A 25003-nucleotide genomic window follows, 5' to 3' on the forward strand; every position below is an offset into this window, starting at 1 on the left:
CGCTCTAAAAGCTAAGCTGCACAACTATGATCGATAGCCGCGCTGCGATAGCTAACAAGTTCTGAAGGTCGAGCGCGAAGTTCCCCATATTGGGGAGGCGAGGGGCCTAAAACGACACCGGCCGCACCCTGGGGTGCGGCCGGCCGTGCGGATACATCTTCTGGGCGCGTGAGGCGGGTCAGCCGTCCCAGCGCTTGAAGACCACGCTGGCGTTCACGCCGCCGAATCCGAAGCCGTTCGACAGGGCATAGTCGAAGCTCTGCTGGCGCGACTTGAGCGCCACGAGGTCCAGCCCCGCGGCGTCCTCGTCGGGGTTTTCGAGGTTGAGGGTCGGCGGGATCGTCTGATCCCGCAGGGCCAGCACCGTGAAGATCGCCTCCAGCCCGCCGGCCGCGCCGAGCAGATGGCCGGTCGCCGACTTGGTGGACGCGATCGCCGGGCCGTGGCCGGTTCCGAACACCGACTTGATCGCCGCCAGCTCGCCCTTGTCGCCGACCGGGGTCGAGGTGGCGTGGGCGTTGAGGTGGCCGATGGCCGAGGGCTCCAGCCCCGCCTGGGCCAGAGCCGCGCGCATGGCGCGGGCCGCGCCGTCGCCGTCCTCGGGGCCGGCGGTCAGGTGATAGGCGTCAGCGCTGGTGCCGTAGCCGACCAGCTCGGCGATCGGCTTGGCGCCGCGGGCCAGGGCGTGATCGAGGGCTTCGATGACGATGATCCCGGCGCCTTCGCCCATGATGAAGCCGTCGCGGGCGGCGTCGAACGGGCGCGAGGCCCTGGTCGGTTCGTCGTTGAACGCCGAGCCGAGCGCGCGGGCGGCGGCGAAGCCGCCTAGGCTGACGCGGTCGATGGTCGCCTCGGCCCCGCCGCAGATCGCGATGTCGGCCTCGCCGGCGCGGATCATCCGGGCGGCGTCGCCGATCGCCTGGACCCCGGCGGCGCAGGCGGTCACCGGCGCGCCGAGCGGCCCCTTGTAGCCGTGGCGGATCGACACCCAGCCGGCCGCCAGATTGGCCAGGAACGAGGGCACGGTGAACGGCGACAGCCGCCGCACCCCGCGATCGTCGGTGATCCGCACGGCCTCGGCGATGGCCGGGAAACCGCCGATGCCGGTGCCGATGATCGTCGCGGTGCGATGCTTCTCGGCCTCGCTCTGCGGGGCCCAGCCGGCCTGGCCGATCGCCTCGTCCGCCGCGGCGATGGCGAACTGGATGAAGCGATCCATCTTCTTCTGGTCCTTGCCCGAGACCGCGGCGTCGAGGTCGAAGCCGGCCTCCGGATCCTCGGCGATGGACTGGACGTTCCCGGCCACCTGGGCCGGGACGTCGGGGGCGAGTTCGGCGGGTAGCCGACGCAGGCCCGATTGTCCGGCGACCAGCCGCGCCCAGGCGTTCTCGGTTCCGGTCCCCAGCGGCGAAACCACGCCCTGTCCGGTCACGACGATTCTACGCATCTCACTCACCTTTCGGCTTTCTCGAGGGCCAAGGCCGCATGTTCCAAGCGCACCAGGGCCTGACGGGTTTCGTCAGCCTGGCCCTCCAGCAGGGCGGCCAGATCGGCCTGCGCCTGGCGCCAACTGGGGATGGTGGTTCTGATCAGGTCGGCGCCCGCAGAGGTGACCGCAAGGCGACGGCCGCCGCGTCCGCGGCCGCCTTCGCCGGCGACGAGGCCGCGGGCCTCCAGCAGCTTGAGGTTCCGCAGCAGGGCCGAGGGTTCGACCCCGACCTCCTCGGCCATCGCGGCGACCGAGCCGTGCTCGCCGCGGGCGATGACGCCCAGCAGCACGTACTGGCTGATGTTCAGGCCGAACGGCTTGAGGCGCTGGTTGAAGGCCCGGGTCACGGCGCGCGCGGCCTTGCGGCTGCGGTGACCGAAGCAGAACCAGAGCATGTCGTCGGCCGGCTGCATTATCCGGCATATACAGGATTAATCGCCGCGACAAAAGCAGGTCGCGGTCTGGCGCGTCGCGCGCGCGTCGGGGATAACGGTTTCAAGGCCGGGGGAAACCGGCAAGGGGAAACACATGGAACTGATCCTCATCCGCCACGGACTGCCGGTGCGCCGCGACGACAGCGCCGATCCCGACCTGTCGGCGGAAGGCCACGACCAGTCGCGCAAGGTCGCCGACTGGCTGGCGCACGAGGGCGCCGACGCGGTGTGGTCGAGCCCGATGCGACGCGCCGTGCAAACCGCCCAACCGTTCGCCGACCGTTTCGGCCACGCCATCAACATTCACGAAGGCGTCGCCGAGTTCGACCGCGACTCCGGCGCCTACATCCCGATGGAGGTGTTGAAGCGCGAGAACTACGAGGCCTGGCTGGCCATGGCCACCGGCGAGCACGCCATGGACATCGAGGCGTTCAGCGCCGCGGTCGTCGGCGGCCTGGAGGAGATGATCGCCGCCCATCCCGGACAGCGGGTGGCGGTGTTCTGCCACGGCGGGGTGATCAACGTCTGGACCGCGCACGTTCTGGGCATGGCCCCGCGGCTGTTCTTCGAGCCGGGCTACACCAGCGTCCACCGCTACATGTGCGCCCGCGCCGGCCAGCGGAACGTCGTGGCCCTGAACGAGCGCGCGCACCTGCGGGAGATGGCGGGGGCCTGAGGCGCTCAGAGCAAGGCGATCGGGATCAGTATCGCCAGCAGGCAAATCACCGCCGCGACGGTTGAGCCGACGGCGAACCCCGCGCCTTTCGCGACGCCCACCGTCAGCTTCGCCGAAAACCAGCGGGTCTGGGCCGCGAGGAACCAGGCCGCGCCTACGGCCGTCACCGCGATACCCAGGGCGTTCGACAGTTCGTCGTGCGCGAAGATGAATATCCCGGCGTTCAGGATCACTGCGCACGGGGCGGCCAGATAGCACTGGGCGTAGAATGGCGCACGCAGGGCCTCGCGCGACAGCGACTGGCGACGCGCCTTGAGCATGACGATCGCGGCGACCAGGGGCAGCAGGCTGAAGACCAGGGCGCGCGTGAGCGCCTGGTTCTCGGGCGTACTGTTCATGGCCTTCACCACCTCTGACGTGGACTCCGGCGCCGAATGGGTGGCTGTCCCGATCGCGTTCAACAGGACGACGGTGATGAGCAGCAGCAACGGCGGGGACAGCGCCCTGTCGTAGCGCCCTTCGCCCTCATCCGATTGTTCAGCGTCCGAATAGGCCATCCACGTGAGCGGCCGGGTGACCACCCGGCAAAGAGTCAGCGGATAGAAGGCCAGCCAGGAGGTCGCCTCGAAGAGGAAGTCCTCGAAACTCCGCAGGATTTTCATGAAGTCCATGAACGGCTCCGGCTGGGCGCGGCGCTCGCGCCAGCGAGAGGTTATCGGCAGCCTTGATAGCCCTCAATGCGTTGCTTGGCTGGGAGCGAAGTCTCGCCACAAAGGAGCTGCGCATGCTGGACATCAAGATCGACGAGACCGCCGGCTACATCGAACTGACCGTCGACGGGGCCATCGACAGCGCCGGCTACGAGGCCGCCGTCGCCGCCATCGAGGCGCTGCTGAAGACCCACGACAAGATCAACGCGGTTGAGGTGGTGCGCAGTTTCGCGGGGATGGAGCCCAGCCTCTGGTGGCGCGACCTCAACTACAGCTTCTCGCGGCTCGACTCGTTCGGCCGCTGCGCGGTGGTGACCGACAACGGCTGGATGGGCCCGATGGCGCGGTTCTTCGCGGCCTTCCTGTCGGTGCAGGTGCGGACCTTCGACCTCAAGGATCTCGAGGCGGCGAGGGCCTGGGCGAAGGACGGCGTCTAGCGGTCAGGCGGCGCGGAAGGCGGCCGCCGACATCTTCGCCAGCGTCTTGAGCTGCTGGCGGGTGCAGCGCTCGCCAAGCACGACAAGCCGCCAGTAGAGCGGCCCGATGAGCATGTCGGTCGCGAGCGCGCGGTCGATCTCGGCCGACAGTTCGCCGCGGGCCACGGCCCGCTCCACCAGCGTCGTGATCTTCTTCTGGCTGGCCGTCTCGCTTGGGCGCAGCGCCGCGGCGAGGGCCGGCTCGCGCTCCATGCTGGCATAGAGGTCGGCCATGATCCGGCGGACCATCGGATGGCGCATCAGCCGCCGCCCGGCCAGGCCCATGGCGTAGAGATCGGCCTCGAGCGAGCCGCGGTCGCCGGATTCGATCCGGGCGGGCACGGTCGCGGTCAGCTGCGAGACCAGGTCCTGGGCCATGTCGGCCTTGGAACGCCAACGGCGATAGAGCGCGGCCTTGCCGACCCCGGCCTTCTTGGCGACGGCGTCGAGGCTCAGCGCGCTATAGCCGACCCGCGCCCACTCCTCGAAGAACACCCGCGCCAGGGCGTCGGTGATCTGCGGCCGCTTCACGGCGGCGCCGCTCAGGCGAACATCCGTCGCGACGGAACGGTTGCGTTCCATCGGTTCGGAGTCTATCTCGTCGAGACGATCCTGTTCCATCGATGGAGACCTAGCGCGTGAGCGAGATCAAGCCAACCTTCGTCAGCGTCCTGAAAGACGCGCTGGGCGAGCGCATCGACCCGTCGGCGGCCAACTTCATCGAGATGATGTCCGAGGACTTCGTGATGGAGTTTCCGTACGCCCGGCCCGGCATGCAGCCGAGGATCGAGGGGCGATCGGCGGTGGTCGCCTACCTGATGACCGTCGCCGGATCGGTCAGCGTCGACACCGTCGAGAACGTCGTCGTCCACCAGACCGGCGATCCTGAGGTGGTGATCGTCGAGTTCGAGGCCCACGGCCGCGCGCTGAAGGTCGATGAGCCGTATCGCCAGCGCTACATCTCGGTGATCCGCGCGCGCGGCGGGCGGATGATCCACTACAAGGACTACTGGGATCCGCTGCAGGGCCTGAAGGCGCAGGTGGGCGCGGCGGCGGTCGAGGCCTTCGTGCTGGGAAACGCCGCGTGAGCCGCCTGGTTCTGGTGACCGGCGCGAGCGGCAAGACGGGCAGGAGCCTGGTCGCGCAGTTGCAGGCGCAGGGCGTGGCCTATCGCGCCGCCACGCGCGGGGGGCAGCCGCCGTTCGACTGGACGGCGCCAGCGACCTGGGACGCGGCGCTGGAGGGCGTCGGCGCGATCTATCTGGTGGCGCCGCCGACCGTGGACGACCCCTATTCGAAGATGATCGAGTTCCTGAAGGTCGCGGGGCGCCGACGCCTGGTGTTCCTGGGCATGGCGTCGCTGCCGGCCGGCGGTCCCGCCCACGGGCAGGTCCATCAATGGCTGCAGGACAGCAGCGACGATTGGGCGGTCGTGGCGCCCAGCGCCTTCATGCAGAACTTCGCCGAGGGCTCGCACCTGGCGACCATCCGAGGCGAAGACGCGATCTACTCGAACACCGGCGACGGGCGCGTGCCGTTCATCAGCTCCGACGACATCGCACGGGCGGCGTTCGCGTTGCTGACGGGGCCGTCCGGGCAGAACCGCGAATTCCTCGTGACCGGCGGCGAAGCGCTCTCCTACGACGATGTCGCCGAGCAGATCGGTCAGGCCCGCGGCCGTCCGGTCGCTCATGTCCGGATCTCGACCGACGAACTGGCCGCGCGCTTCATCCATCGCGGCCTGCCCGAGCTGACCGCCCGATTCCTGGCGGCCGGGTACGAAACCATCGCGGCCGGGGCCCATGCCCAGACGTCGGACGTCTACAGCGCCTTGACCGGCGCCGCGCCGATCACGTTCGAGGCGTTCGCCCAGGCCAACGCGGAGATCTGGCGCTAGCCGCCGCGCAGGCGGGCCAGGGCGTCGGGGAAGCGGCGCGAGAGCGGCGCTTCCAGATCTCCCAGCCGCACGGCGTAGTCGCCCGACTTCTCCGGCCGCAGTTCGGTGACGCGGGCGGCGTTGACCAGCCAGGATCGGTGGGTGCGTACGAAGCCGAGCGGCGTCAGTTCGGCCTCGAGCGCGGTGAGCGAGGCGCGCATCAGCGGCTTGCGCCCGTCGGCCAGCACGAACTCGACATAGTTGCCGGCCGAGGTGGCGGCGAGGATCTCGGCGAGCGGCGTGCGCAGCACGCGCGCCCCGTCGCGAATGTCGAAGGTGGCGGGCGGCGGCGGGGTTTGCTGCGTGCGCGCCGCCGGCTGCGCGCCGTAGAGCCGGGCCAGGCCCCAGAAGGCGCCCACGCCGATGAAGTAGCCGATGGCGTCCTTGCGCAGCTCGTAGACGAAGCGCTGGGCCAGATCGAAGTCGAAGGGCAGGCCGAGCCAGCCGAAGACCAGCGCGCGCAGCAGATAAAAGCCGACGATGTGGGCAGTGGCGAAAGCCAGCAGGCCCAGCGCCTGCACCGCTAGCATCCGCCAGAGCGGTCGGCTGTCGGGCGGCGCGATGCGGAAGGCGAGCCAGCCGATCCACATGAAGGCGATCGCGCAGAGCGCGCTGGTGTACTGCTCGACCGCCGGGAAGATCCACGGCGTCTGCGGGCGGTCCTGGAACGCAGTCAGCATGTTGACCGTGTTCAGCGCCACGATGGTGAGCGCAAACAGCGGGACCGAGCGCCGGAAGACGCCGTTCAGCTCCGATCTCTGGCGGCTCGCCACGCGTAGGATTTCCGTCTGTGCCCGGCAGGGCGCCCGCGCGGACTTTCACTGCTTCGGCGCGCCAGGCCAAGTCCCGCCGAGGCGGCAGAGGCGAGAGCGCGTCTCCGTAATCGCGCGGAGATTGCGAAGTCGCGCGCCGCGGGACAATGATACGCGAGCCAAGCTCGGACTTGGCGGCTTTGGGAGCACTCACACGTGACCAATATTCGCCAACGCTTCGTGCGCGCAGCCCTGATCGTGCTGGCGCCCATGCTGATCGCCGGCTGCGGCATCAACACCATTCCCACCAAGGACGAGAAGGCCAAGGCGGCCTGGGCCGAGGTGCAGAACCAGTACCAGCGCCGCGCCGACCTGATCCCCAATCTGGTCGAGACCGTGAAGGGCTATGCGACCCAGGAGCGCGAAGTGCTGACCCAGGTCACCGAGGCCCGCGCCTCGGCCACCCAGGTCAAGGTCGACGCCTCGACGATCACCGATCCCGTGCAGTTCCAGAAGTTCGCCCAGGCCCAGGACCAGCTGTCGGGCGTGCTCGGCCGGCTGATGATGATCCAGGAGCGCTATCCGGACCTGAAGTCGAACCAGAACTTCCTGGCGCTGCAGAGCCAGCTGGAAGGCACCGAGAACCGCATCGCCATCGCGCGGCGCGACTACAACGCCGCGGTACAGGACTACAACACCGAGATCCGCACCTTCCCGGGCGCCCTGTGGGCCGGGACCGTGCACCGCTGGGCCAAGCCGATGCAGACCTTCGCCGCCAGCGCCGCGGCGCAGACCGCGCCGAACGTGAACTTCGGCGGTTCCGCCCCGGCGGCGCCGCCGGTCAACATGGCGCCGGCGACCCCGGCCCCCGCGGCCCCGGCTCCGGCTCCGGCCCAATGACGATGCGCACAGGGCCGTGGGGCGCGCTGCGCCTCGCGGTCCTGGTCCTGTTCGTCTGGGTCGGCGCGGCCGCGGCGGCACCGACCTTCCCGCCCCTGACCGGGCGGGTGGTCGACGACGCCAATATCCTGTCGCCGGAGACCGAGGCGCAACTGACCACCGAGCTCGCCAATCTGGAGACCCAGACCGGCCGCCAGCTGGTGGTCGCGACCCTGCCCGACCTGCAGGGCTACGAGATCGAGGACTACGGCTACCAGCTGCTGCGCACCTGGGGCATCGGCAGCAAGGAGCGCAACGACGGGGCGATCCTGATCGTCGCGCCGAGCGACAGGAAGGTGCGCATCGAGGTCGGCTACGGCCTGGAGCCGGTGCTGACCGACGCGCTCTCCAGCCTGATCATCAATCAGCGGATCATCCCGGCCTTCAAGGAGGGCCGGCTCGAGGAAGGCGTGGTCGACGGAACCCAGGCCATCGTCCAGCAGCTGTCGCTGCCCGATGGAGAGGCGAAGGCGGCGGTCGCCAAGGCCCAGGAGAGCCCGCAGGGCGAGGGCGGGATCAGCTTCGGGACCATCATCGTCATCCTCATCATATTCTGGCTGCTTCGCGGCGTGTTCGGCGGTCGCCGAGGCGGAAGCCTGTGGTGGCTGCCCCTGATCCTCGGCAGCGGGGGCGGCGGCGGTCGCGGCGGCGGCGGTTGGGGCGGGGGAGGCGGCGGCTTCGGAGGCGGCGGCTTCAGCGGCGGCGGCGGTTCAGGCGGCGGCGGCGGCGCCTCGGGGAGTTGGTAGGCATGTTGAGCGAAACCGACCGCGTCCGGATCGAGGCGGCCGTGAAGACGGCCGAGACCGGCACCACGGGCGAGATCTACTGCGTGGTGGCGCCGGAGTCCTCGGAGTACCTGGAGGTGCCGATCGCCTGGGGCGCGATCGCCGCCCTGGCCGCGCCTGCGGTGCTGCTGGCGGCGGGGGTCCACGTCACGGCGCCCGACGACATCGGCGGCGGCTGGTCGGCGGCGCAGATGAGTTCGGCCGCCGAGGCTGCGGCGCGCACCGCGCTGAGCGGGGCGATCCTGCTGCAATGCGCGCTGTTCGTGGCGGTGGCGATCCTGGTGGCGATCCCGGCGGTGCGCCAGTTCATGACCCCGCGCGGCCTGAAGCGCCAGCGGGTGCGGCGGCGCGCCCACGAGCAGTTCCTGGCCAAGAACCTGCAGGCCACGCGCGAGCGGACCGGTGTGCTGATCTATGTCTCCGCCCGCGAGCACATGGCCGAGCTGATCGCCGACGAGGGCATCGCCGCCAAGGTGTCGAACGCCGCTTGGGACGGGGCCATGCAGCGGTTGATGCAAGGGCTCAAGGCCGGGCGCCCGGCGGACGGATTCGAGGAGGCGATCGGCCTCTGCGGCGCGATCCTGGCCGAGCACTTCCCGCCGCGCCAGGGCGACAATCCCAACGAGCTGTCCGACTCGGTCGTCGTGCTCGGCTAGCCGTAGCGGGCTTCCAGCAGGTCGATCTCGCGCACCAGCTTGCGGGCGCTCTCGTCGTCGAGCCGACGGGCCCGGGCCAGCTTGAAGATCGCGTCGCGTTCGGCCCGCAGGCCGGCCAGGCGCAGCTGGCGCTCGATCAGGTCCAGGCGACGATTGTGTTCCAGCACCTCAGGCTCCTGCCGGCGGCTGTCGATCCGCTGGCGGTAGAGCTCCATGATGCGCCCGGAAGCATCGATGTAGAGGTCGGCGTCGGCGCGGCCCTCGGCCATGTCGTGCTGGGCCTGCTCGATGGCGGTGATCGCGGCCTGGGCGGCCTCGACGCGGGCGTTGTCGATCTCGTTCTGGTGCGAGGGCTCGGGCGGCAGCTCCAGGTTCTTGAGCAGCGGCGGCAGGACGATGCTGGCCAGCACCAGCGAGACGATGATCACCCCGGCGGCCAGGAAGATGGCGAGGTTGCGGGCCGGGAAGGGCGTGCCGTCGGCCAGGACGAAGGGCAGAGTCAGCACGCCGGCCAGGGTGATGGCGCCGCGCACGCCGGCGACCGAGGTGGCCGCGATCAGCCGCCAGCTGACCGGCGGGGGCGGCTGGCCGCGCCGCATAGCGCGGGCGATGTTCCATTTCAGCGAAAACCACGCCCAGACGAACCGCAGGGCGGCCAGGGCGGCGGTGATCGCCAGCACATAGACGATCAGCCACCAGGGCTCGTGGTGGCCGGTGACGCGGACCGTCTCGGCGGCGCGGGCCATGATCGAGGGCATCTGCTCGCCGAGCAGGACGAAGATCACGCCGTTGAGCGCGAACTGGATCGTGTCCCAGACCGCGGCGCGGCGCACGCGAGTGACCGCCAGCGCCTGGCCGCTTTGTTCGGCGAAGCTCATCGTCACCCCGGCGGCGACGGCCGCCAGGATCCCCGAGCAATGGAAGTGCTCGGCCAGCAGGTAGGCCCCGAACGGGATCAGCAGGCTGACCAGGATCTGGACGCTGGTGTCCTCGCCGAGCTTGGCGATGATCCAGTTCTTGAGCTTGGTGACGCTCCAGGTGACGCCGATCCCGATGGCCAGGCCCCCGAGCGCCACCCACAGGAACGAGCCGACCGCCTCCTGCAGCGAGAAGGCGCCGGTCACCGCCGCGGCGACGGCGAAGCGCATGCAGACCAGGCCCGAGGCGTCGTTGAGCAGTGACTCGCCCTCGAGGATGTGCATCAGCCGCTTGGGGATCGGCGCGCGCGAGGCGATGGCCGAGACCGCGATCGGATCGGTCGGCGACAGGACGGCGGCCAGGGCGAAGGCCACGGCCAGCGGCATGGCCGGGATCAGCCAGTGGATCAGGAAGCCCACCCCGACGACGGTGAACACCACCAGGCCCAGCGCCAGCTCCAGGATCACCGCCCCGTCGCGGAACAGGTCGTCTTTGGGGATGCGCCAGCCGTCGAGAAACAGCAGCGGCGGCAAGAACAGGAGGAAGAAGATCGACGGCTTCAGGTCGACCGTCGGGATGAACGACAGGGCGATGATCGCGCCGAGCCCGATCTGGACGAGGGGCAGGGGCAACCGCACGAGGCGCCCCAGCGGCGCGCTGACCACGACGGCCAGCAGCAGGACCAGGACGGTCGAGATCGAAGACAACGGCCGCCCTAGCCCTTGAAGCTGTCCTTGGCCGCCCGCACGGCGGCGAACGCCTCGTGGTCGGCGGCGCCCGACAAGCCCAGGCGGCCGGCGAGCTGCGGCGCGCGCAGGAACGGGTTGGTGGCCTTTTCCAGACCGATCGTGGTCGGCACCGTCCACTCGCCGCGCTCACGGGCGGCGAAGATGTCCCCGGTGCGGGCCTTCAGCGCCGCATCGTCGTCGACCGAGAGGGCGAAGCGGGCGTTGGAGGCGGTGTACTCGTGGGCGCAGTAGACCTTGGTGTCGTCGGGCAGTTCCGCCAGCCGCTGCAGGCTGTCCCACATCTGCTGCGGCGTGCCTTCGAACAGACGCCCGCAGCCCAGCGCGAACAGAGTGTCGCCGACGAAGGCGACGTGGTTGGCGGCGTCGAAATAGGCGACGTGGCCCAGGGTGTGACCGCCGCTCTCGATCACCTCGAGGCGGGTCTGACCGAGCATGACATGATCGCCTCCGGCGACGATGCGATCGGGAGCCTGGCCGATGCGCTCGACCTCGGCCGGGCCGACCACTTTGGCGCCGGTGGCGGCCTTGATCTCGGCGTTGCCACCGGCGTGGTCGGGGTGCCAGTGGGTGTTGAGGATCAGGTCGAGCGTCCAGCCGAGGGTCTTCAGCTCGCGCAGGATGACCGAGGCCTCGGGCGTGTCGATGCAGGTCGCCAGCCCGGTGGCGTCGTCGCGCACCAGGAAGCCGTAGTTGTCCGAGAGGCAGGGAAACTGATGGACGGTGATCGACACGTGTCTCTCCTGGCCTTCTTGTCGGGGTTCTTGCGATTTAGGGTCGGCAGCCGGCCAAGTCGAGCCTAAGTCTTGCAGAGCATGCGTCGCGACGTCCTCGAACTCCGCCAGTTTTACGCCACTCGGCTCGGTCGCGCCGCGCGCGAGATGGTGTCGCGCAAGGTGCTGGAGACCTGGGACGACGCCCGCGACCTCGACGTGCTCGGCCTGGGCTACGCCACCCCGTTCCTCGGCTCCATCCGGCCGGCGGCGCGGCGGGTGGTGGCGGCGATGCCGGCCCAGCAGGGGGTGGAGCTTTGGCCGGCGGAAGGCGCGAACCTCGCCTGCCTGTCGGCCGAGGACGCCCTGCCGTTCCAGAACGCCTTCTTCGACCGCATCCTGGCGGTCCACGCGCTGGAGGAGAGCCCGGACCCGATCGCGCTGCTGCGCGAGGTCTGGCGCGTTCTCTCGCCCACCGGCCGGGTGGTGGTGGTCACCGCCGCCCGCAACGGTCTGTGGGCCAACGCCGAACGGACCCCGTTCGGCCACGGCCGGCCCTACACCCGCAGCCAGCTCGCCGACCTGCTGCGTGAGGCCGAGTTGGAGCCGACCGGCTGGACGCGCGCGCTCTACGTGCCGCCGGTGACCTGGATGGCTGGTTGGGCCGAGGGCTTCGAACAGGCGGGCTCGCGGCTGTGGCCGGGGTTCGCCGGGCTGGTGCTGACCGAGGCGGTCAAGGAGACCTTCGCGGTCAAGGCGCGGACCGCGCGGGTGCGTGTGCCTGCCGTTCGACCGGGCCTTTCGCCGGTTCCGGCCAATCGGGCGCCTGTTTCGCGGGCGCAGGAACCGCCGAAGTAGACAAGCGCTTGGACGCAGTCTCGCTTGGCCCTAGCTTGGGGCGTCTGCGGAGTCTTGGAGTAGCACCATGAAAATGATCGTCGCGGTCATCAAGCCGAGCCGCCTGGACGCGGTGCTGGAGGCCGTCACCGAGGCCGGGGCGTCGGGCCTGACGGTCACCGAGGTCCGCGGCTATGGCCGCCAGCGCGGCAAGACCGAGGTCTATCGCGGGGCGGAATACGAGGTGAAGCTGCTGCCCAAGGTGAAGCTGGAGATCGCGGTCCCGTCCGACATCGCCGAGGCGGTGATCGAGGCGGTGGCGCGCACCGCCAACACCGGCAAGATCGGCGACGGCAAGGTGTTCGTGCTGGATCTGGAACAGGCTTTGCGCATCCGCACCGGCGACCGCGACGCGTCCGCCATCGCCGGCTGAGGCCTAGACGAACGTCCCGTCGTCGTGGGCGGCCTTGAAGGCCGCATAGTCTGCTGGATCGCCGAAGGCGTGCGCTTCGACGACCGCCACGGTGTTCGGGTCGATCGGCGCGCCGAGGCCCCCTGGGCGTCCGTGGCCGATCAGCAGATAGCCGTCGAGCTGGCCGTCGCCGTCGAGGTCGACCTCGACCCGCTGGCCCGGCGTCGGCGTGAAGGTGCCGGCCGTGTGCATCCCCTCGAAGATGTTCGGCTGTTCCTTGTGGGCGACGACGTTCACGTCGCGGCCGCGATAGGTCAGGCGGTCGCCCTCGCTGGCCGAGAAGTCGAACACCACCCCCAGCAGCCCGCCGCCCGGCGGCGGCGCGACGATCGCGAAGGTGTCGGCGCCCGCGCCGCCGACCGCGATGGTCGTGGCCGACAGGTGGATCAGGTCGTCGCCGGCCCCGCCGTCGAGAATGTCGAAACGGCCCTCGGGCGCGCCGCCGCCGTCGAGCGTGTCGTTGCCGTCGCCGCCGTAAAGCTGATCCGCCCCAGCGCCGCCCAGCAGGCTGTCGTGGCCCGCGCCGCCGGAGAGGGTGTCGTCGCCGTCGCCGCCGCGCAGGGTGTCGTCGCCGGCCGTGCCCTCGATCACGCGGCCGGGATGGACCTCTTCGGCGGGCGGGGCGGCGTCATGGTTCGGGTCTGCCGGCGCGTCGAGCGCGGCCAGCGTGGTCGGCTCGGCGTTCGTCGTCTCGTCCGGGGTCGGCTGCCCCGCGGCGGGCGCGGCGTCGTTCTCGGCGACGGTCGAGGCGGATGCGGGGGGCGCGTCTTCGCCGGCGCTGTGGTTCTGCGGCGCCAGCAGGTCCTGGCGCTGGACCTCGTCGTTCGACTGGGCGCTGGCGGCGACCACCGCCAACGGCGCGGTCGCGGCGATGGCGTCGGCGTGGTCGATCGCGGCCGGCGTCGCGGCCTCGGCGTCGTCGACCTCGTGGATGAAGGTGGCGGCCACCACCAGGGCGATGAAGGTCTGCACCTGGCGCGCGCTAAGCGAGACGACGACGTCGTCGCGGGTTTCGCGCCAGTCGCCGCCCAGCAGGCGGTCGCAGGCGGCCCACAGGGTCTCGCCCTCCTGGATCGCGTCGGCCGAGGCGTCGTGGATCACGAACTGGCCGTTGATCCGGGCGACGTGGATCAGCACCTCTTCCTGGTCGTCCTTGATGACGCACCAGGGATCGCCCTCGTCGGTGACGCCGTAGACGACCTCGACCTTGGCGCCGCCCTCGGCGAGCCGGTCGGCCAGTTCGGACAGCCGCGCGCGTTCAGCGGCGGTCCATCCGCCGCCGGCGCTGGGCCGCGGCGCGAACGGGACGACGTTGTCCATTCCGACGGTGGTTCCTTAGCCCCTACCCGCCAGGCGCGCGACTGGCGCATCCTGGGCGGCGTTCCCGAACAGCAACCGGAATAGCTCCGGCTCGTAGTAGCGCAGCAAGGTACGGGCGAATTCGGCAGGATCGAGGCCAATCGCCTGAGCCCAGGCGCCTTGCGTCTCGATCGGCACGCGGCCAAGGCCGCTCTCCACCTGCGAGACGAAGGTGTAGTAGCGCAACCCGACGCGCTCCGCCAGTTCGGCCTGGGTCAGGCCCGCGGCTTCGCGTCCGGCTTTCAACCAGCGTCCGGCTTCTTGCCGCAGACTCTTGGTGACCGCCGCCCGCGCAGGATCGACCGCGCTTCTTGGCATGCTTCTACTCCTTCAGCTCGCGGCGCGTCTGGCCGCCTGCGCATTTTGCGCATTGACCCGCCGATGTACAGTACTTACGAAACGTATTCATACGAGACGTGTAACGCCTCGTCATCGTCATAGCACGGATCTGTGGCCGCAAGCCACGTCGTGAGATCCGACTGGAGTGATCATGCGCCTTCGCCACGTCCTGTTCGCCGCCGCATCGCCGCTTTGCCTGTTGGCGGGCGCGGCCCAGGCCGAAACCGTCATCTCGACCACCGTCGCCACGCCGGTCGCCACCGCCACCGCAGCCAGCGGAGCGCGCGACGACGTGAAGATCAGCAGCGCAGGGACGATCCAGCCGACGTCCGCCGGCGCCGCGGTCACGCTGAACAGCAACAACACGGTGACCAACGAGGGGACGATCAAGTTCTCGGACGTCAACGACGCCACCGGCATCCTGGGCCTGGGCGGCATGACCGGTTCGATCAAGAACGCCGGCACGATCACCATCGACGAGACGACCGAGCTCAAAGACACCGACGGCGACGGCGACATCGACGGCCCGTTCGCCACGGGCGCGCGCCGCTACGGGATCCGCGTCACCGGTCCCGGCGCCTTCCATGGCGACGTGATCCAGTCGGGCGGCTCGATCAGCATCGAGGGCAACGACTCGGCCGCCATCTCGGTTGAGACGGCGATCGACGGTTCGATCCGCACCTCCGGCGCGATCGCGGTGACCGGCTCGAACGGATTTGGCGTCCACTCCGCCAGCACCGTCGGCGGCGACGTGGCGATCCGCTCGTCCGTGGCGGTGCAGGGCGAGGGTGCGGTGGCGGTGGCCACCGACGACAACATCGGCGGCAAGCTGATCCTGGGCGGCGCGATCTCCTCGACCGGCTTCCGCTACACCAGCCGCGGGACCGACGCGGCCGTCGCCAAGCTGGACGCCGACGACCTGCTGATCGGCGGCCCGGCCGTGCGCGTGCGCGGCGACGTGTTCGGCGGCGTCGTCGTCGACGCCCCGCCGGCCGATCTCGACAAGGACAACGCCGACGAGGACGGCGACGGCGTGGCCGACGCCAGCCAGACCACCGGCGCGATCACCTCGATCGGTTCGGCCCCGGCGATGCTGATCGGCTCGGATTCGCGGGCGATCCGCCTGGGCGTCGGCGGGACCGGCGTCAGCGCCTATGGCCTCAACATCAAGGGCTCGGCCCAGGCGCTCGGTATCTACGACGGGATCTCGGCGACGGCCGTGCAACTCGGCGGCCTCGGCGGCGGCGTGACGATCGACGGCGGCGTCCGCGTCGCGGGCGCGGTCAGCGCCACAGCCGCCAAGGCCAACGCGACGGGCCTGCGGCTCGGAGCCGGCGCCACCACGCCGAAGATCCTGGTCGACGGCGGCTCCATCAAGGCCGCCGCCACTTCGACGGACGCGGTCGACGTCCGCGCCGTGCAGATCGACGCCGGAGCCGGCGTCTCCTATCTCGGCAACTCGGGCGACATCACCGCGACCGTCACCGGGGCCAAGGGCTCGGCCACCGCGATCCTCGACTCGTCGGGCTCGCTGAGCCTGATCGAGAACGTGAAGACCATCGCGGCCGGGTTCTCCACCTCGGACACTGTCACCGGCAAGGCCGTGGCCATGGACCTGCGCGCCAACACCAACGGCGTGACCGTGCGTCAGGGGCCGAACGCGTCGACCTCGGTCACCCCGACCATCATCGGCGACGTGCTGTTCGGGTCGGGTCCGGCCCGATTGGAGCTGCTGGCCGGCACGATGGTCGGCGCGGTGGCGTTCGGCTCGGGCGCGGACACCCTGGTCATCGACGGCGGCGCCACGCTCACCGGCGCGGTGACCGACGCCGGCGGCGGCCTGACCATGAACATCGCCAAGGGGCGGCTGACGGCGACCAACACCGACGCCGTCAACCTGACCTCGCTGAGCCTCGGGTCGACCGGCGAGCTCGTGCTGACCGCCGACCCGACGGCCGGCAAGTCGACGACCCTGAACGTCGCGGGCGCTGCGAACCTCGCCACCGGCTCGAAGGTGGGCCTGCGCTTCAGCTCGAAGCTCAGCGAACCGACGACCTTCACCCTGATCAAGGCCGGCGCGCTGACCGCCGGGACCCTCGACCAGAGCCTGCTCGGCACCACGCCGTGGCTCTACAAGTCCGAGCTTCGCATCGACCAGGCCAACAACTCGCTGCTGGCCGACGTGCGCCGGCGCACCGCCTCCGAGGCGGGGCTGAACAGCGCCGAGGCCGCGGCCTATGACGCGGTGTTCGCCAATTTCGACCGCGACACGACGGTCCGCGACGCGCTGCTCGGCAAGACCGACGAGAAGGGCTTCGCCGGTCTCTACGACCAGTTCCTGCCCGACTTCACCGGCAGCCTGTTCCACACCCTGGCGGCCGCCTCCGACGCGACCAACCGGGCGATCGACGAAAGCGACGGCCAGCTGAACGGCGACGGCCTGCGGGTCTGGACCCAGGAGATCGCCTTCCTGGTCAAGCGCGACGTCGACCGCACCACCAACTACGACGCCGACGGCTTCGGCCTGGCGGGCGGTGTCGAGGCCCCCTACACCGGCATCGGCACGCTGGGTCTGATGACCAGTTTCGTGAACGTCAATGTCGACGACGCCTTCGCCTCGGCGGCGGAATCGCTCGGCGGCCAGGTCTATTCGGCCGGCGTCTACTGGCGCGACACGGCTGGCGGGCTGACCGCCAATCTCGGCCTGAACGGCGGCTATGCGACGCTGAAGAGCACGCGGGTGCTGTCGGATCCGGCCGCGGGCCTCAACAAGCAGTCGAAGTCGGATTGGAGCGGCCTGACCTTCGCCGCCCACGCCGGCCTGTCGTACCTGTTCGATCTCGGCCGCTTCTATTTCAAGCCCCAGGCCAACGCCGACTACTTCATGCTGAAGGAGGACGGACGGACCGAGTCCGGCGGCGGCGCGGCGATGGATCTCTCCATCGACGAGCGTTCGAGCAACCAGCTCAGCGCCTTCGCGGGGCTCACCCTCGGAGCCCGCTTCGGCGAGGAGAGCGCCTTTGTCTGGATTCCCGAGCTGACCGCCGGCTGGCGGCAGGCAACCGGCGACGGAGTGGACGTCACGACCGCCCGCTTCGTCGCCGGAGGTCCCGCCTTCAGCCTCGCCGCACCCGACCTGTCGGGCGGCGGGCCGGTGGTGCGCCTGGCCCTGCGCGGCCAGGGGCAATACTTCGACTTCGCCCTCGAGGGCGGCGGGGAGTACCGCGACGACTACGAGGCCTATGACGGCCGGGTGGTGGTCCGCTTCCTCTTCTAGTGTGGAGTTGGGTTGAGATGACGCTCTTGGCTGGAGGTCTCCTGGCGATCGCCGCCGGGCTGGTCGGCGTGGCGCGGCGCACTCACGGTCGCCCGCCGCTCTGGCGGTCTTGGGCCGCCCTGGCCGGAGCCGTCATCTGTCTGATCTTCGGGATCGCGCTGGTGGTGGTCCACCCCAGCGCGATCGTGGAGACGCCGGTCCTGTTCGTGGCCGGCTTCTGCCTCTTCGAGGGGAGCCTGGCGCTCCTCAGCCTGATGGCTGCGGCGGGACGCCCGCAGCCGAAATGGCTCTCCTAAGCGGTAACGTCCCCCCAGGGCGGAAGGTCCCCCCGCCGCCCGCCGCTATTCGAAGAGGTCGCCTGGGGGCGGGGCCGGCGTGCTTGGAGGCGCCGGCTCCGCTCTTCGGCTGAGCAGGAAGAGCGCGTTTTCCGCGCGCCAGTTTTCGATCGGCGCCATCGGGTCGATCTGACGGGCCGGCTTGCCCGGGACCAGCGATGCGCAGGCGTCGATGCGCAGGTCGAGGTCCTCGCACAGGGCGGTGAAGTCGCGCAGCGTGCAGAGATGGATGTTCGGCGTCGACCACCAGGGCTCGGGCAGGGCCTTGGTCTCCGGCATCCGGCCCTTGGTCAGCAGGTCAATCCGCACGCGCCAGTGGCCGAAATTGGGGAGCGAGACGACGGCGCGGTCGGCGATACGCAACAGCTCCGACAGCACGTGCTTGGGATCGCGCACCTGCTGCAGGGTCTTGGACAGCACCGCGTAGTCGAAGGCCTTGGTCGGGAAGTTGTCGAGGTCGCGGTCGGCGTCGCCCTGCACGACCGCCAGGCCGCGGGCCAGGCAGGCCGCGACGCCTTCGCGCGACAGCTCCAGCCCCTGGCCGTCGACGCCCTTCTCGTTGGTCAGCAGCTCGAGCAGCTCCCCCTCGCCGCAGCCGATGTCGAGCACCCGCGCGTGCGGGCGCACCATCCGGAGGATTTCCTTGAAGTCGTCGCGGATGGCGCTCACGCAAGGCCCCGCTTGTCGGCCGCCGAGGCCAGGAAGCCGCGCAGCGCCGAATCCAGCACCGGTTCGTCGAGGAAGAAGGCGTCGTGGCCCTTGTCGGTCTCGATCTCGGCGAAGCTGGCGCGGCAGCCGGCGGCGTTGAGCGCGCGGACGATGTCGCGGCTCTCGGCCGTGGAATAGAGCCAGTCGGACGAGAACGAGAGCACGCAGAACCGGACATGCCGCGCCTTGGCGAAGCACTCGGCCAGCACCCCGCCGCACCGCGCGCCGAGGTCGAAATAGTCCAGCGCGCGGGTGATGTAGAGGTACGAGTTGGCGTCGAAGCGGTCGACGAAGCTGGCGCCCTGGTGGCGCAGGTAGCTCTCCACCTGGAAGTCGGCGTCAAAGCCCCAGGAGAGGCCGTCGCGCTGCAGCTCGCGGCCGAACTTCCGTTGCAGGGCCGGCTCAGAGAGATAGGTGATGTGGGCGGCCATGCGGGCGACGGCCAGGCCCTTCTCGGGACGCACGCCGGCCAGCTGATAGGCGCCGCCGCGCCAGTCCGGGTCGGCCATGATCGCCTGGCGGCCGACCTCGTGGAAGGCGATGTTCTGGGCCGAATGGCGCGCCGCCGCGGCGATGCAGATCGCCGAGAACAGCTTCTCCGGATAGTCGGCCGCCCACTGCAGGACCTGCATCCCGCCCATCGAGCCGCCGACCACGGCGAACAGGGTCTCGATGCCCAGCGCCTCGATCAGCATGGCCTGGGCGCGGACCATGTCGGCGATGGTGATGACCGGGAAGGAGAGGGCGTAGGGCTCGCCGGTCGCGGGGTTCAGCGAGGCCGGGCCGGTCGAGCCCATGCAGCCGCCGATGACGTTGGTGGCGATGATGAAGTAGCGCTCGGGATCGAGCGGCAGGCCGGGACCGATCACCCGGTCCCACCAGCCCGGCTTGCCGGTCACCGGGTGCGGCGAGGCCGCATGCTGGTCGCCGGTCAGGGCGTGGCAGACCAGCACGGCGTTGGACTTGTCTGCGTTCAGCGCGCCGTAGGTCTTGTAGGCGATTTCCAGGGGGTTGAGCAGCGCGCCCGAATCCAGGCGCAGCGGCCGATCGGCGGGAAAGCTGTGTAAGCCGCCGCCGGATTCGCCCTTCGCAATCGCAATCGCGCTCATCTAGCGCTTGGACCGCCAAGCTCTTTCGCTGTCAACAGCTTCGCGTATCGGCTTAGGGCGGCTATGACACCTTCCAAGCAGCGCTCGGGGGCGCGTCAGCCAGCAAGGAGCGCGGCGGAGAGTTCATGGATCGGCTTATTCTCATGCGCCACGGCAAGGCGGAGCGCGACTCCAAGAGCGGCGAGGACTTCGACCGCAAGCTCACCGAACGCGGGATGCGGGAATCGGCGGCGATGGCCGCCAACCTCGCCGACCTGGGCCTGATCCCAGACATCGCGCTGGTCTCGGCCGCGCAGCGCACCCGCGAGACCTGGGCGTCGGCGCAAGGGGCGTTTCCCGCCTGCGCTGCGCGTTTCGAGCGCTCGCTGTACCTGGCCGAAGAGCGGCTGGTGCGCGAACTGGCCGAGGCGGCGGGCGAGAGCTCGCGCACGGTGATGGTGGTCGGCCACAATCCCGGCCTGCAGGAACTGGCGATTCGCCTGCTGTCGGAGGGCTCGGCCCCGGCCCCGCTGATCGCCCGCGCCCACGCCGCCTTCCCGACGGCCGCCGCGGCGGTCTTCCTGTTCGACGCCGCCGGGCGGCCGGCCTACGACGGCCTGTTCTTCCCGCGGGGCTGAGCATGGCGCGCATCTACAAGATCCTTTCACGGACCGAATGGACGCAGGCTCAGGCCGCGGGCGTCTTCGAAGGCTCGGCCGTCGACCATGCCGACGGGTTCATCCACTTCTCGACGGCGCAGCAGGCCGCCGAGACCGCCCGACGCCACTTCGCCGGCCAGTCCGACCTGGTGGTGCTGGAGATCGAGGCCGACGATCTGGGCCAAGCCCTGGTCTGGGAGCCCTCGCGCGGCGGGGACCTGTTTCCGCATCTCTACGGTCAGCTGAACGTCGACCAGGTGCGCGCCGTCACCGAAGCGCCGCTGGCGTCCGACGGGGTTCCGCAGCTAGGGAAGCTGGCATGAGCCTGCACGACATCGCCGCCCGCGCCATGCACATCCTCGACCCCGAGGACGCCCACCGCCTGACCATCCGCCTGCTGGCCTTGGGACTCGGCCCCCGCGCCGGCGGCGACGATCCGATTCTGGCGACGCAGGTCGCCGGCCTGACGCTGCCCAACTGCGTGGGCCTGGCGCCGGGCTTCGACAAGAACGCCGAGGTGTTCGGCCCGATGCTGGCCAGCGGCTTCGGTTTCGTCGAATGCGGCACGGTCACCCCGCTGGCCCAGGCCGGCAATCCGCGCCCGCGCCTTTTCCGGCTCAGCGAGGACGAGGCGGTGATCAACCGCATGGGCTTCAACAACGAAGGTCTCGAGGAATTCGCCGCCCGGCTGCGGCGGCGCGGACCCGGCGTGGTCGGGGCGAACATCGGCGCCAACAAGGACGCCGAGGACCGCGTGGCCGACTACGTCACCGGTCTGACCCGGCTTTGGGGGCTGGCCTCGTACTTTACGATCAACATCTCCTCGCCCAACACGCCCGGCCTGCGCGCGCTGCAGACCAAGGCGGCGCTCGAGGAATTGCTCGGCCGGCTGGCGCAGGCTCGCGACTCGCTGCCCGCCGACGGCCGCGTGCCGATGTTCCTGAAGGTCGCCCCCGACCTGGAGGACGGCGAGGTCGAGGCCATCGTCGAGACAGTGGTCGCCAACGGGCTGGAGGGGATCATCGTCTCCAACACCACGATCAGCCGCCCGCAACTGGCTTCGAAGTTCGCGGGCGAGGCCGGCGGGCTGTCGGGCGCGCCGCTCACCGCGCTGTCGACCCGCATGCTGGGCGCCTTCGCCCAGGCGGCCGGCGACCGCGTGGCGCTGATCGGGGCCGGCGGGATCGGTTCGGGCCAGGACGCCTACGCCAAGATCCGCGCCGGGGCCTGCGCCGTGCAGCTCTATTCGGCCATGGTGTTCGGCGGACCGGGCCTGGTCACCCGAATCAAGCGCGAGCTGGCTGACCTGCTGCGCCGCGACGGCTTCGGCTCCGTCGCCCAGGCGGTGGGCACCAATTGAGGTCAAAGCGCGGGCTTTCCTGCGGATTCGGCCACGCTTCGGAACGGCGCTGCGTTGCCGAACCGTTCCGGGTGAAGTAACGGGGAGTCGTCATGGCGGACGCCCCCTCTCCCTCGGCGCCCAAAAAGCCGCCCACGCGCCGCTTTTTCTGGCCGGGCGGCCTGTCCGCACGTCTGCTGCTTCTGACCATTCTGTTCGTGGCCGGCGCTAGCGCCATCGCCTTGCCGGCGGCCTTGGCCTCGTTCGAAGAGCAGTGGCTGCTGGACCGTGTTCGAGCCGCGGAACTGGCCTCGATGGCCACGGAAGTCGCCCCTGACCAAATTCTCAACGAGAACCTGGCCTCACAGCTGCGCCAAGTCGCCGGCGTGCAGACGGTCGCGGTGCTCGACAACGACGGCAACCGGTTCCTGAAGGTCCCCGGCCCGCGGCTGGAGGAGCCGCCCTATCTCGTCGACCTGCGCGACCAGGCCCCGGCGTCCTGGCTTTCGGCGCCGTTCCAGACCCTGTTCGGCGGCGGCGAGGGGCGGATGGTCCGCGTGATCGCCGAGCCGCGCTTCTACAAGGCCCAGTTCATCGAGGTGGTCGCGCCTGACACCGAGCTGAAGGCCGAGCTCAGCGCCTACCTCTGGCGGCTGCTGGCGATCATGGGTTTCGTCTCGTTCCTGGCCGGCGGCCTGGTTTACCTGTCGCTCAACTACTTCCTGGTCCGCCCGATGCAGCGGATCACACGCTCGATGGAGCGCTTCGCCGCCGACCCGGAGGACACCGCCGCCCACATCGAACCCTCCGGCCGCCGGGACGAGGTCGGCCGCGCCGAGGTGCAGCTGGAGCGGATGCAGGAGGAACTGCGCGCCGCCCTGCAGTCGCGTGCGCGCTTGGCCGCGTTGGGCGAGGCGGTCGCCAAGATCAATCACGACCTGCGCAACATGCTGACCAGCGCCCAGATCGCCTCCGAGCGGCTGGCGGCGCTCAAGGACCCGCAGGTCACCCAGGCCATGCCGCGCCTCGAGCGGGCGCTGGACCGGGCCGTGAAGCTGGCCAGCGACGTGCTGGCCTATGGCAAGACCGAGGAGGCCGCGCCCGACGCCCGGCCGCTGCGGCTGGCCCAGGTGCTCGAGGACGCCGAGGAGGAGGCGCGGCTGTCGCCCGACGGCGTGCGGATGATTTCGCTGGTCGATCCGGCCGATCAGGTGGTCGCTGACCCCGACCAATTGCACCGGATCCTGGTGAACCTGATGCGCAACGCCCGTCAGGCGATCGAGCTGCAGACCGGCCGCGAGACCCCGGGCTCGGTTCAGGTCTCGCTGTTCGACGAGGACGGCGTCAGCGTCATCCGCCTGGCCGACAACGGCCCGGGGGTTTCGGAGCGCGCGCGCGAGCGCCTGTTCCAGCCGTTCGCCGGCTCGACCCGGCAGGGCGGGGCGGGCCTCGGCCTGGCCATCGCCCACGAGCTGGCCCAGGGCCACGGCGGCGACCTGACGCTGGCCGAGACCGGGCCGCAGGGCACCGTGTTCGAGCTGCGCCTGCCAGGCGCTCCGACCCGGGCGCCGACGCCGAAGCGCCGGCGCGCCAAGAACGCCGAGGGCTAGAAGCCCTTCGCGACGCCCTCGCGGCGCTCGTCCGCGCCGCCCTGCAGGCCCTGCGGGGTGACCATCACGCCATGCAGGCCCGAGCCTTCGCCGCCGCTGCCCTTGAAGACGACGCCCTTGGCCGCCAGGGCGTCGACGACGCCCGGCGCGTAGCGGGCCGGCTCCGAGGCGATGTTGTCGCCGCGGGCGATCAGGTTGGGCAGATTGAAGGCGTCTTGCACGCTCAGTTTCCAATCGAGGATGCCGACCAGGGCCTTGAGGTTGTAGGCCAGGATCGAGTTGCCGCCCGGCGAACCGACGGCCGCCACGAAGCGTCCCTCGCGGTCCAGCACGATGGTCGGGGCCATGGACGAGCGGGGGCGCTTGCCGGGGGCCACGGCGTTGGCGGCCTTGGTGCCGTCGGCGTTGGCCGGGGCCCAGGAGAAGTCGGTCAGCTGGTTGTTCAGGAAGAAGCCGCCGACCATCCGGCCGGTGCCGAAGATGCTCTCGACCGTGGTGGTCATCGAGACCACGTTGCCGTCGGCGTCGACGACGACGAAGTGCGAGGTGCCGCCCGGCTCCTTGGTGGCGTCGGGGGCCAGCGCGCCGGCGCCGCGCGGCGTGCCGGGGCCCGGCGCCGGACCGGCGACGTCGCCGATCAGGGTCGCGCGCTGGGCGACATAGCTGTCTTCCAGCAGGCCCTCGATCGGCACCGGGGTGAAGTCCGGATCGCCGAAGTAGCGGTCTCGGTCGGCGTACATCAGGCGGCTGGCCTGGGCGAACAGGAACCAGGCCTGCGGATCGGTCGGGCCGCGATCGGCGATGTCGGTGTGCGAGAGGATGCCGAGCGCCTGCAGCAGGGCCGCGCCGCTGGACGGCGCATTTGGCACGCAGACGATGTAGACGCGATAGGGCCGGCAGACCGCATCGTCGGCCTTGGGCTTGTAGGACTTGAGGTCCGCCAAGGTGATCGTGCCGGGCAGCGGGCCCTCGTGCACCTTGGCGACGACGGCCTCGGCGATCGAGCCTTCCAGCAGGGCCTTGGGCCCCTCGGCGGCGATCTTGCGCACGGTGGCCGCGTAGGCGGGGTTCTTCAGCACGTCGCCGGCCTGGTAGCGCTGGCCGTCCGGCTTGGTGAAATAGGCCTTGGCGTCGGCGACGCCCGCCTGCGGGAACGGGCTGGCTATCATGCCGGCCAGGCGTGGGCTGACCACGAAGCCGTCGGCGGCCAGCCGCTCGGCGTCGCCGAACAGGTCCTTCCAGGGCAGTTTGCCATGCTGGGCCTGGGCCATCGACAGCATCGCCACGGCGCCGGGAACGCCGGTCGCCTTGCCGCTGGTCACCGCCACCGGGAACGGCAGCGGCTTGCCGGACGCGTCCAGGAACATGGTGTCGGTGGCGCCGGCCGGCGCGGTCTCGCGGCCGTTGAAGCCTGTCACCTTCCTGGTCTTGGCGTCGTAGTAGGTCATGAACGCACCGCCGCCGACGCCCGAGCTCTGCGGCTCGACCAGGCTCAGCACCGCCTGCACCGCCACCGCGGCGTCGACCGCCGAGCCGCCCTTGCGCAGCACGTTCAGCCCCGCCTCCACCGCCAGCGGATTGGCGGCCGAGACCATGACCTTCGGGCCCGGCGCGGTCGCGGTCCCGGTCGGCGCGGGCGCGGGGGCGGGAGCCGGCGCCTCCTTCGTGGCGGTCGTGGCGCAGGCGGCCAGGGCCAAGGCGAGGGGAAGGGCGGCGAAACGCTGGAGCTGAAGCACGTAGAACCCATCGG

General features: G+C 70.4%; 27 protein-coding genes. 15 read left to right on the plus strand and 12 right to left on the minus strand.

The features are described from left to right. Window positions 1-178 precede the first annotated feature (178 nt). Window positions 179-1447 carry a beta-ketoacyl-ACP synthase II gene (fabF, locus tag AC1Q87_RS13145; protein ID WP_492609379.1) on the minus strand — a complete coding sequence of 423 codons (1269 nt, stop codon included), beginning with the start codon at window positions 1445-1447 and terminating at the stop codon, window positions 179-181. 5 nt (window positions 1448-1452) lie between these two features. Then, complete coding sequence (locus AC1Q87_RS13150; RefSeq protein WP_492609380.1) at window positions 1453-1902, minus strand: MarR family winged helix-turn-helix transcriptional regulator; 450 nt, start codon at window positions 1900-1902, stop codon at window positions 1453-1455. Between the two features lie 115 nt (window positions 1903-2017). Between AC1Q87_RS13150 and AC1Q87_RS13155 the strand changes: the two genes are divergently transcribed. Further along, window positions 2018-2599 (plus strand): histidine phosphatase family protein, encoded by a 582-nt coding sequence (locus AC1Q87_RS13155; protein WP_492609381.1) that lies wholly within the window; start codon window positions 2018-2020, stop codon window positions 2597-2599. Window positions 2600-2604: 5 nt separating this feature from the next. Here AC1Q87_RS13155 and AC1Q87_RS13160 read toward each other — a convergent pair whose 3' ends face one another. Further along, window positions 2605-3270: a hypothetical protein gene (locus tag AC1Q87_RS13160; protein ID WP_492609382.1), complete on the minus strand. Its 666-nt coding sequence runs from the start codon at window positions 3268-3270 to the stop codon at window positions 2605-2607. Window positions 3271-3383: 113 nt separating this feature from the next. On the opposite strand from AC1Q87_RS13160, the gene AC1Q87_RS13165 reads away from it, so the two are divergent. Then, window positions 3384-3746: a SpoIIAA family protein gene (locus AC1Q87_RS13165; protein ID WP_267231179.1), complete on the plus strand. Its 363-nt coding sequence runs from the start codon at window positions 3384-3386 to the stop codon at window positions 3744-3746. A 3-nt stretch (window positions 3747-3749) separates the two neighbouring features. On the opposite strand, the gene AC1Q87_RS13170 is transcribed toward AC1Q87_RS13165, so the two are convergent. Further along, window positions 3750-4406, minus strand: coding sequence for a TetR/AcrR family transcriptional regulator (locus AC1Q87_RS13170; protein WP_492609383.1), 657 nt, complete (start codon window positions 4404-4406; stop codon window positions 3750-3752). Between the two features lie 17 nt (window positions 4407-4423). On the opposite strand from AC1Q87_RS13170, the gene AC1Q87_RS13175 reads away from it, so the two are divergent. Together AC1Q87_RS13175 and AC1Q87_RS13180 are read left to right on the plus strand one after the other, a co-directional pair. Beyond that, window positions 4424-4873, plus strand: a complete 450-nt coding sequence (locus AC1Q87_RS13175) for a nuclear transport factor 2 family protein (RefSeq protein WP_492609384.1) — start codon at window positions 4424-4426, stop codon at window positions 4871-4873. Further along, window positions 4870-5682, plus strand: coding sequence for a Rossmann-fold NAD(P)-binding domain-containing protein (locus AC1Q87_RS13180; protein WP_492609385.1), 813 nt, complete (start codon window positions 4870-4872; stop codon window positions 5680-5682). Before AC1Q87_RS13175 ends, AC1Q87_RS13180 begins: the two co-directional genes overlap by 4 nt. Here the strand turns inward: AC1Q87_RS13180 and AC1Q87_RS13185 are convergent. Continuing rightward, window positions 5679-6494, minus strand: coding sequence for a LytTR family DNA-binding domain-containing protein (locus tag AC1Q87_RS13185; RefSeq protein WP_492609386.1), 816 nt, complete (start codon window positions 6492-6494; stop codon window positions 5679-5681). The two genes, AC1Q87_RS13180 and AC1Q87_RS13185, sit on opposite strands and share 4 nt — an antisense overlap. A gap of 249 nt (window positions 6495-6743) precedes the next feature. Between AC1Q87_RS13185 and AC1Q87_RS13190 the strand changes: the two genes are divergently transcribed. From AC1Q87_RS13190 to AC1Q87_RS13200, 3 genes are read left to right on the plus strand one after another with little or no spacing between them, the layout of a single operon-like run. Further along, on the plus strand, window positions 6744-7373 hold the full coding sequence (locus tag AC1Q87_RS13190; RefSeq protein WP_492610016.1) for a LemA family protein: 630 nt from the start codon (window positions 6744-6746) through the stop codon (window positions 7371-7373). Beyond that, entirely contained in the window at window positions 7370-8158 is a 789-nt protein-coding gene (locus AC1Q87_RS13195; protein WP_492609387.1) for a TPM domain-containing protein, read from the plus strand. Before AC1Q87_RS13190 ends, AC1Q87_RS13195 begins: the two co-directional genes overlap by 4 nt. A gap of 2 nt (window positions 8159-8160) precedes the next feature. Next, complete coding sequence (locus AC1Q87_RS13200) at window positions 8161-8853, plus strand: TPM domain-containing protein (protein ID WP_492609388.1); 693 nt, start codon at window positions 8161-8163, stop codon at window positions 8851-8853. On the opposite strand, the gene AC1Q87_RS13205 is transcribed toward AC1Q87_RS13200, so the two are convergent. After that, window positions 8850-10478 (minus strand): Na+/H+ antiporter, encoded by a 1629-nt coding sequence (locus AC1Q87_RS13205; protein WP_492609389.1) that lies wholly within the window; start codon window positions 10476-10478, stop codon window positions 8850-8852. The two genes, AC1Q87_RS13200 and AC1Q87_RS13205, sit on opposite strands and share 4 nt — an antisense overlap. An 8-nt stretch (window positions 10479-10486) precedes the next feature. Then, window positions 10487-11251: a hydroxyacylglutathione hydrolase gene (gloB, locus tag AC1Q87_RS13210; RefSeq protein ID WP_492609390.1), complete on the minus strand. Its 765-nt coding sequence runs from the start codon at window positions 11249-11251 to the stop codon at window positions 10487-10489. 81 nt (window positions 11252-11332) lie between these two features. Here gloB and AC1Q87_RS13215 point away from each other — a divergent pair, with 81 nt between their 5' ends. Both AC1Q87_RS13215 and AC1Q87_RS13220 read left to right on the plus strand, forming a co-directional pair. After that, window positions 11333-12088, plus strand: a complete 756-nt coding sequence (locus AC1Q87_RS13215; RefSeq protein WP_492609391.1) for a class I SAM-dependent methyltransferase — start codon at window positions 11333-11335, stop codon at window positions 12086-12088. 67 nt (window positions 12089-12155) lie between these two features. Next, window positions 12156-12500 (plus strand): P-II family nitrogen regulator, encoded by a 345-nt coding sequence (locus tag AC1Q87_RS13220; RefSeq protein WP_183772580.1) that lies wholly within the window; start codon window positions 12156-12158, stop codon window positions 12498-12500. 3 nt (window positions 12501-12503) lie between these two features. Here the strand turns inward: AC1Q87_RS13220 and AC1Q87_RS13225 are convergent, their stop codons facing one another. After that, the gene (locus AC1Q87_RS13225; RefSeq protein ID WP_492609392.1) at window positions 12504-13859 is read right to left on the minus strand and encodes a hypothetical protein; all 1356 of its coding nucleotides are present in this window, start codon (window positions 13857-13859) and stop codon (window positions 12504-12506) included. Between the two features lie 15 nt (window positions 13860-13874). Then, a complete protein-coding gene (locus AC1Q87_RS13230; protein ID WP_492609393.1) occupies window positions 13875-14216 on the minus strand; it encodes a helix-turn-helix domain-containing protein in 342 nt (113 codons plus the stop codon). A gap of 172 nt (window positions 14217-14388) precedes the next feature. Here AC1Q87_RS13230 and AC1Q87_RS13235 point away from each other — a divergent pair, with 172 nt between their 5' ends. After that, complete coding sequence (locus tag AC1Q87_RS13235; RefSeq protein WP_492609394.1) at window positions 14389-17514, plus strand: autotransporter outer membrane beta-barrel domain-containing protein; 3126 nt, start codon at window positions 14389-14391, stop codon at window positions 17512-17514. A 26-nt stretch (window positions 17515-17540) separates the two neighbouring features. Next, the gene (locus AC1Q87_RS13240) at window positions 17541-17810 is read left to right on the plus strand and encodes a hypothetical protein (protein WP_492609395.1); all 270 of its coding nucleotides are present in this window, start codon (window positions 17541-17543) and stop codon (window positions 17808-17810) included. A 45-nt stretch (window positions 17811-17855) separates the two neighbouring features. Here the strand turns inward: AC1Q87_RS13240 and metW are convergent, their stop codons facing one another. Both metW and metX read right to left on the minus strand, forming a co-directional pair. Then, window positions 17856-18518, minus strand: coding sequence for a methionine biosynthesis protein MetW (metW, locus tag AC1Q87_RS13245; RefSeq protein ID WP_492609396.1), 663 nt, complete (start codon window positions 18516-18518; stop codon window positions 17856-17858). Next, entirely contained in the window at window positions 18515-19666 is a 1152-nt protein-coding gene (gene metX / locus AC1Q87_RS13250) for a homoserine O-acetyltransferase MetX (RefSeq protein WP_492609397.1), read from the minus strand. Before metX ends, metW begins: the two co-directional genes overlap by 4 nt. A gap of 125 nt (window positions 19667-19791) precedes the next feature. Here metX and AC1Q87_RS13255 point away from each other — a divergent pair, with 125 nt between their 5' ends. The 4 genes from AC1Q87_RS13255 (at window position 19792) to AC1Q87_RS13270 (ending at window position 23253) form a co-directional block, all read left to right on the plus strand. After that, complete coding sequence (locus AC1Q87_RS13255) at window positions 19792-20283, plus strand: SixA phosphatase family protein (RefSeq protein WP_492609398.1); 492 nt, start codon at window positions 19792-19794, stop codon at window positions 20281-20283. Between the two features lie 2 nt (window positions 20284-20285). Further along, a complete protein-coding gene (locus tag AC1Q87_RS13260; RefSeq protein ID WP_492609399.1) occupies window positions 20286-20627 on the plus strand; it encodes a DUF952 domain-containing protein in 342 nt (113 codons plus the stop codon). Next, window positions 20624-21664 carry a quinone-dependent dihydroorotate dehydrogenase gene (locus AC1Q87_RS13265; RefSeq protein ID WP_492609400.1) on the plus strand — a complete coding sequence of 347 codons (1041 nt, stop codon included), beginning with the start codon at window positions 20624-20626 and terminating at the stop codon, window positions 21662-21664. The genes AC1Q87_RS13260 and AC1Q87_RS13265 overlap by 4 nt, the downstream gene beginning before the upstream one ends. A 92-nt stretch (window positions 21665-21756) precedes the next feature. Then, complete coding sequence (locus AC1Q87_RS13270) at window positions 21757-23253, plus strand: sensor histidine kinase (RefSeq protein WP_492609401.1); 1497 nt, start codon at window positions 21757-21759, stop codon at window positions 23251-23253. Here the strand turns inward: AC1Q87_RS13270 and ggt are convergent. Continuing rightward, window positions 23250-24989 (minus strand): gamma-glutamyltransferase, encoded by a 1740-nt coding sequence (gene ggt, locus AC1Q87_RS13275; RefSeq protein WP_492609402.1) that lies wholly within the window; start codon window positions 24987-24989, stop codon window positions 23250-23252. The two genes, AC1Q87_RS13270 and ggt, sit on opposite strands and share 4 nt — an antisense overlap. Window positions 24990-25003 lie beyond the last annotated feature (14 nt).

The sequence above is a fragment of the Phenylobacterium sp. GW823-FHT02A09 genome (assembly GCF_058797775.1).

Bases quoted from the DNA above. Each gene is read 5' to 3' on its own strand.
- AC1Q87_RS13255 (WP_492609398.1), top strand. From the start codon at position 19,792: ATGGATCGGCTTATTCTCATGCGCCACGGCAAGGCGGAGCGCGACTCC.
- AC1Q87_RS13235 (WP_492609394.1), top strand. From the start codon at position 14,389: ATGCGCCTTCGCCACGTCCTGTTCGCCGCCGCATCGCCGCTTTGCCTG.
- AC1Q87_RS13160 (WP_492609382.1), bottom strand. From the start codon at position 3,270: ATGGACTTCATGAAAATCCTGCGGAGTTTCGAGGACTTCCTCTTCGAG.
- metX (WP_492609397.1), bottom strand. From the start codon at position 19,666: ATGAGCGCGATTGCGATTGCGAAGGGCGAATCCGGCGGCGGCTTACAC.
- AC1Q87_RS13215 (WP_492609391.1), top strand. From the start codon at position 11,333: ATGCGTCGCGACGTCCTCGAACTCCGCCAGTTTTACGCCACTCGGCTC.
- fabF (WP_492609379.1), bottom strand. From the start codon at position 1,447: ATGCGTAGAATCGTCGTGACCGGACAGGGCGTGGTTTCGCCGCTGGGG.
- AC1Q87_RS13265 (WP_492609400.1), top strand. From the start codon at position 20,624: ATGAGCCTGCACGACATCGCCGCCCGCGCCATGCACATCCTCGACCCC.
- AC1Q87_RS13230 (WP_492609393.1), bottom strand. From the start codon at position 14,216: ATGCCAAGAAGCGCGGTCGATCCTGCGCGGGCGGCGGTCACCAAGAGT.
- AC1Q87_RS13270 (WP_492609401.1), top strand. From the start codon at position 21,757: ATGGCGGACGCCCCCTCTCCCTCGGCGCCCAAAAAGCCGCCCACGCGC.
- AC1Q87_RS13225 (WP_492609392.1), bottom strand. From the start codon at position 13,859: ATGGACAACGTCGTCCCGTTCGCGCCGCGGCCCAGCGCCGGCGGCGGA.
- AC1Q87_RS13155 (WP_492609381.1), top strand. From the start codon at position 2,018: ATGGAACTGATCCTCATCCGCCACGGACTGCCGGTGCGCCGCGACGAC.
- AC1Q87_RS13170 (WP_492609383.1), bottom strand. From the start codon at position 4,406: ATGGAACAGGATCGTCTCGACGAGATAGACTCCGAACCGATGGAACGC.
- AC1Q87_RS13165 (WP_267231179.1), top strand. From the start codon at position 3,384: ATGCTGGACATCAAGATCGACGAGACCGCCGGCTACATCGAACTGACC.
- AC1Q87_RS13260 (WP_492609399.1), top strand. From the start codon at position 20,286: ATGGCGCGCATCTACAAGATCCTTTCACGGACCGAATGGACGCAGGCT.
- AC1Q87_RS13150 (WP_492609380.1), bottom strand. From the start codon at position 1,902: ATGCAGCCGGCCGACGACATGCTCTGGTTCTGCTTCGGTCACCGCAGC.
- AC1Q87_RS13220 (WP_183772580.1), top strand. From the start codon at position 12,156: ATGAAAATGATCGTCGCGGTCATCAAGCCGAGCCGCCTGGACGCGGTG.
- AC1Q87_RS13195 (WP_492609387.1), top strand. From the start codon at position 7,370: ATGACGATGCGCACAGGGCCGTGGGGCGCGCTGCGCCTCGCGGTCCTG.
- AC1Q87_RS13200 (WP_492609388.1), top strand. From the start codon at position 8,161: ATGTTGAGCGAAACCGACCGCGTCCGGATCGAGGCGGCCGTGAAGACG.
- AC1Q87_RS13190 (WP_492610016.1), top strand. From the start codon at position 6,744: ATGCTGATCGCCGGCTGCGGCATCAACACCATTCCCACCAAGGACGAG.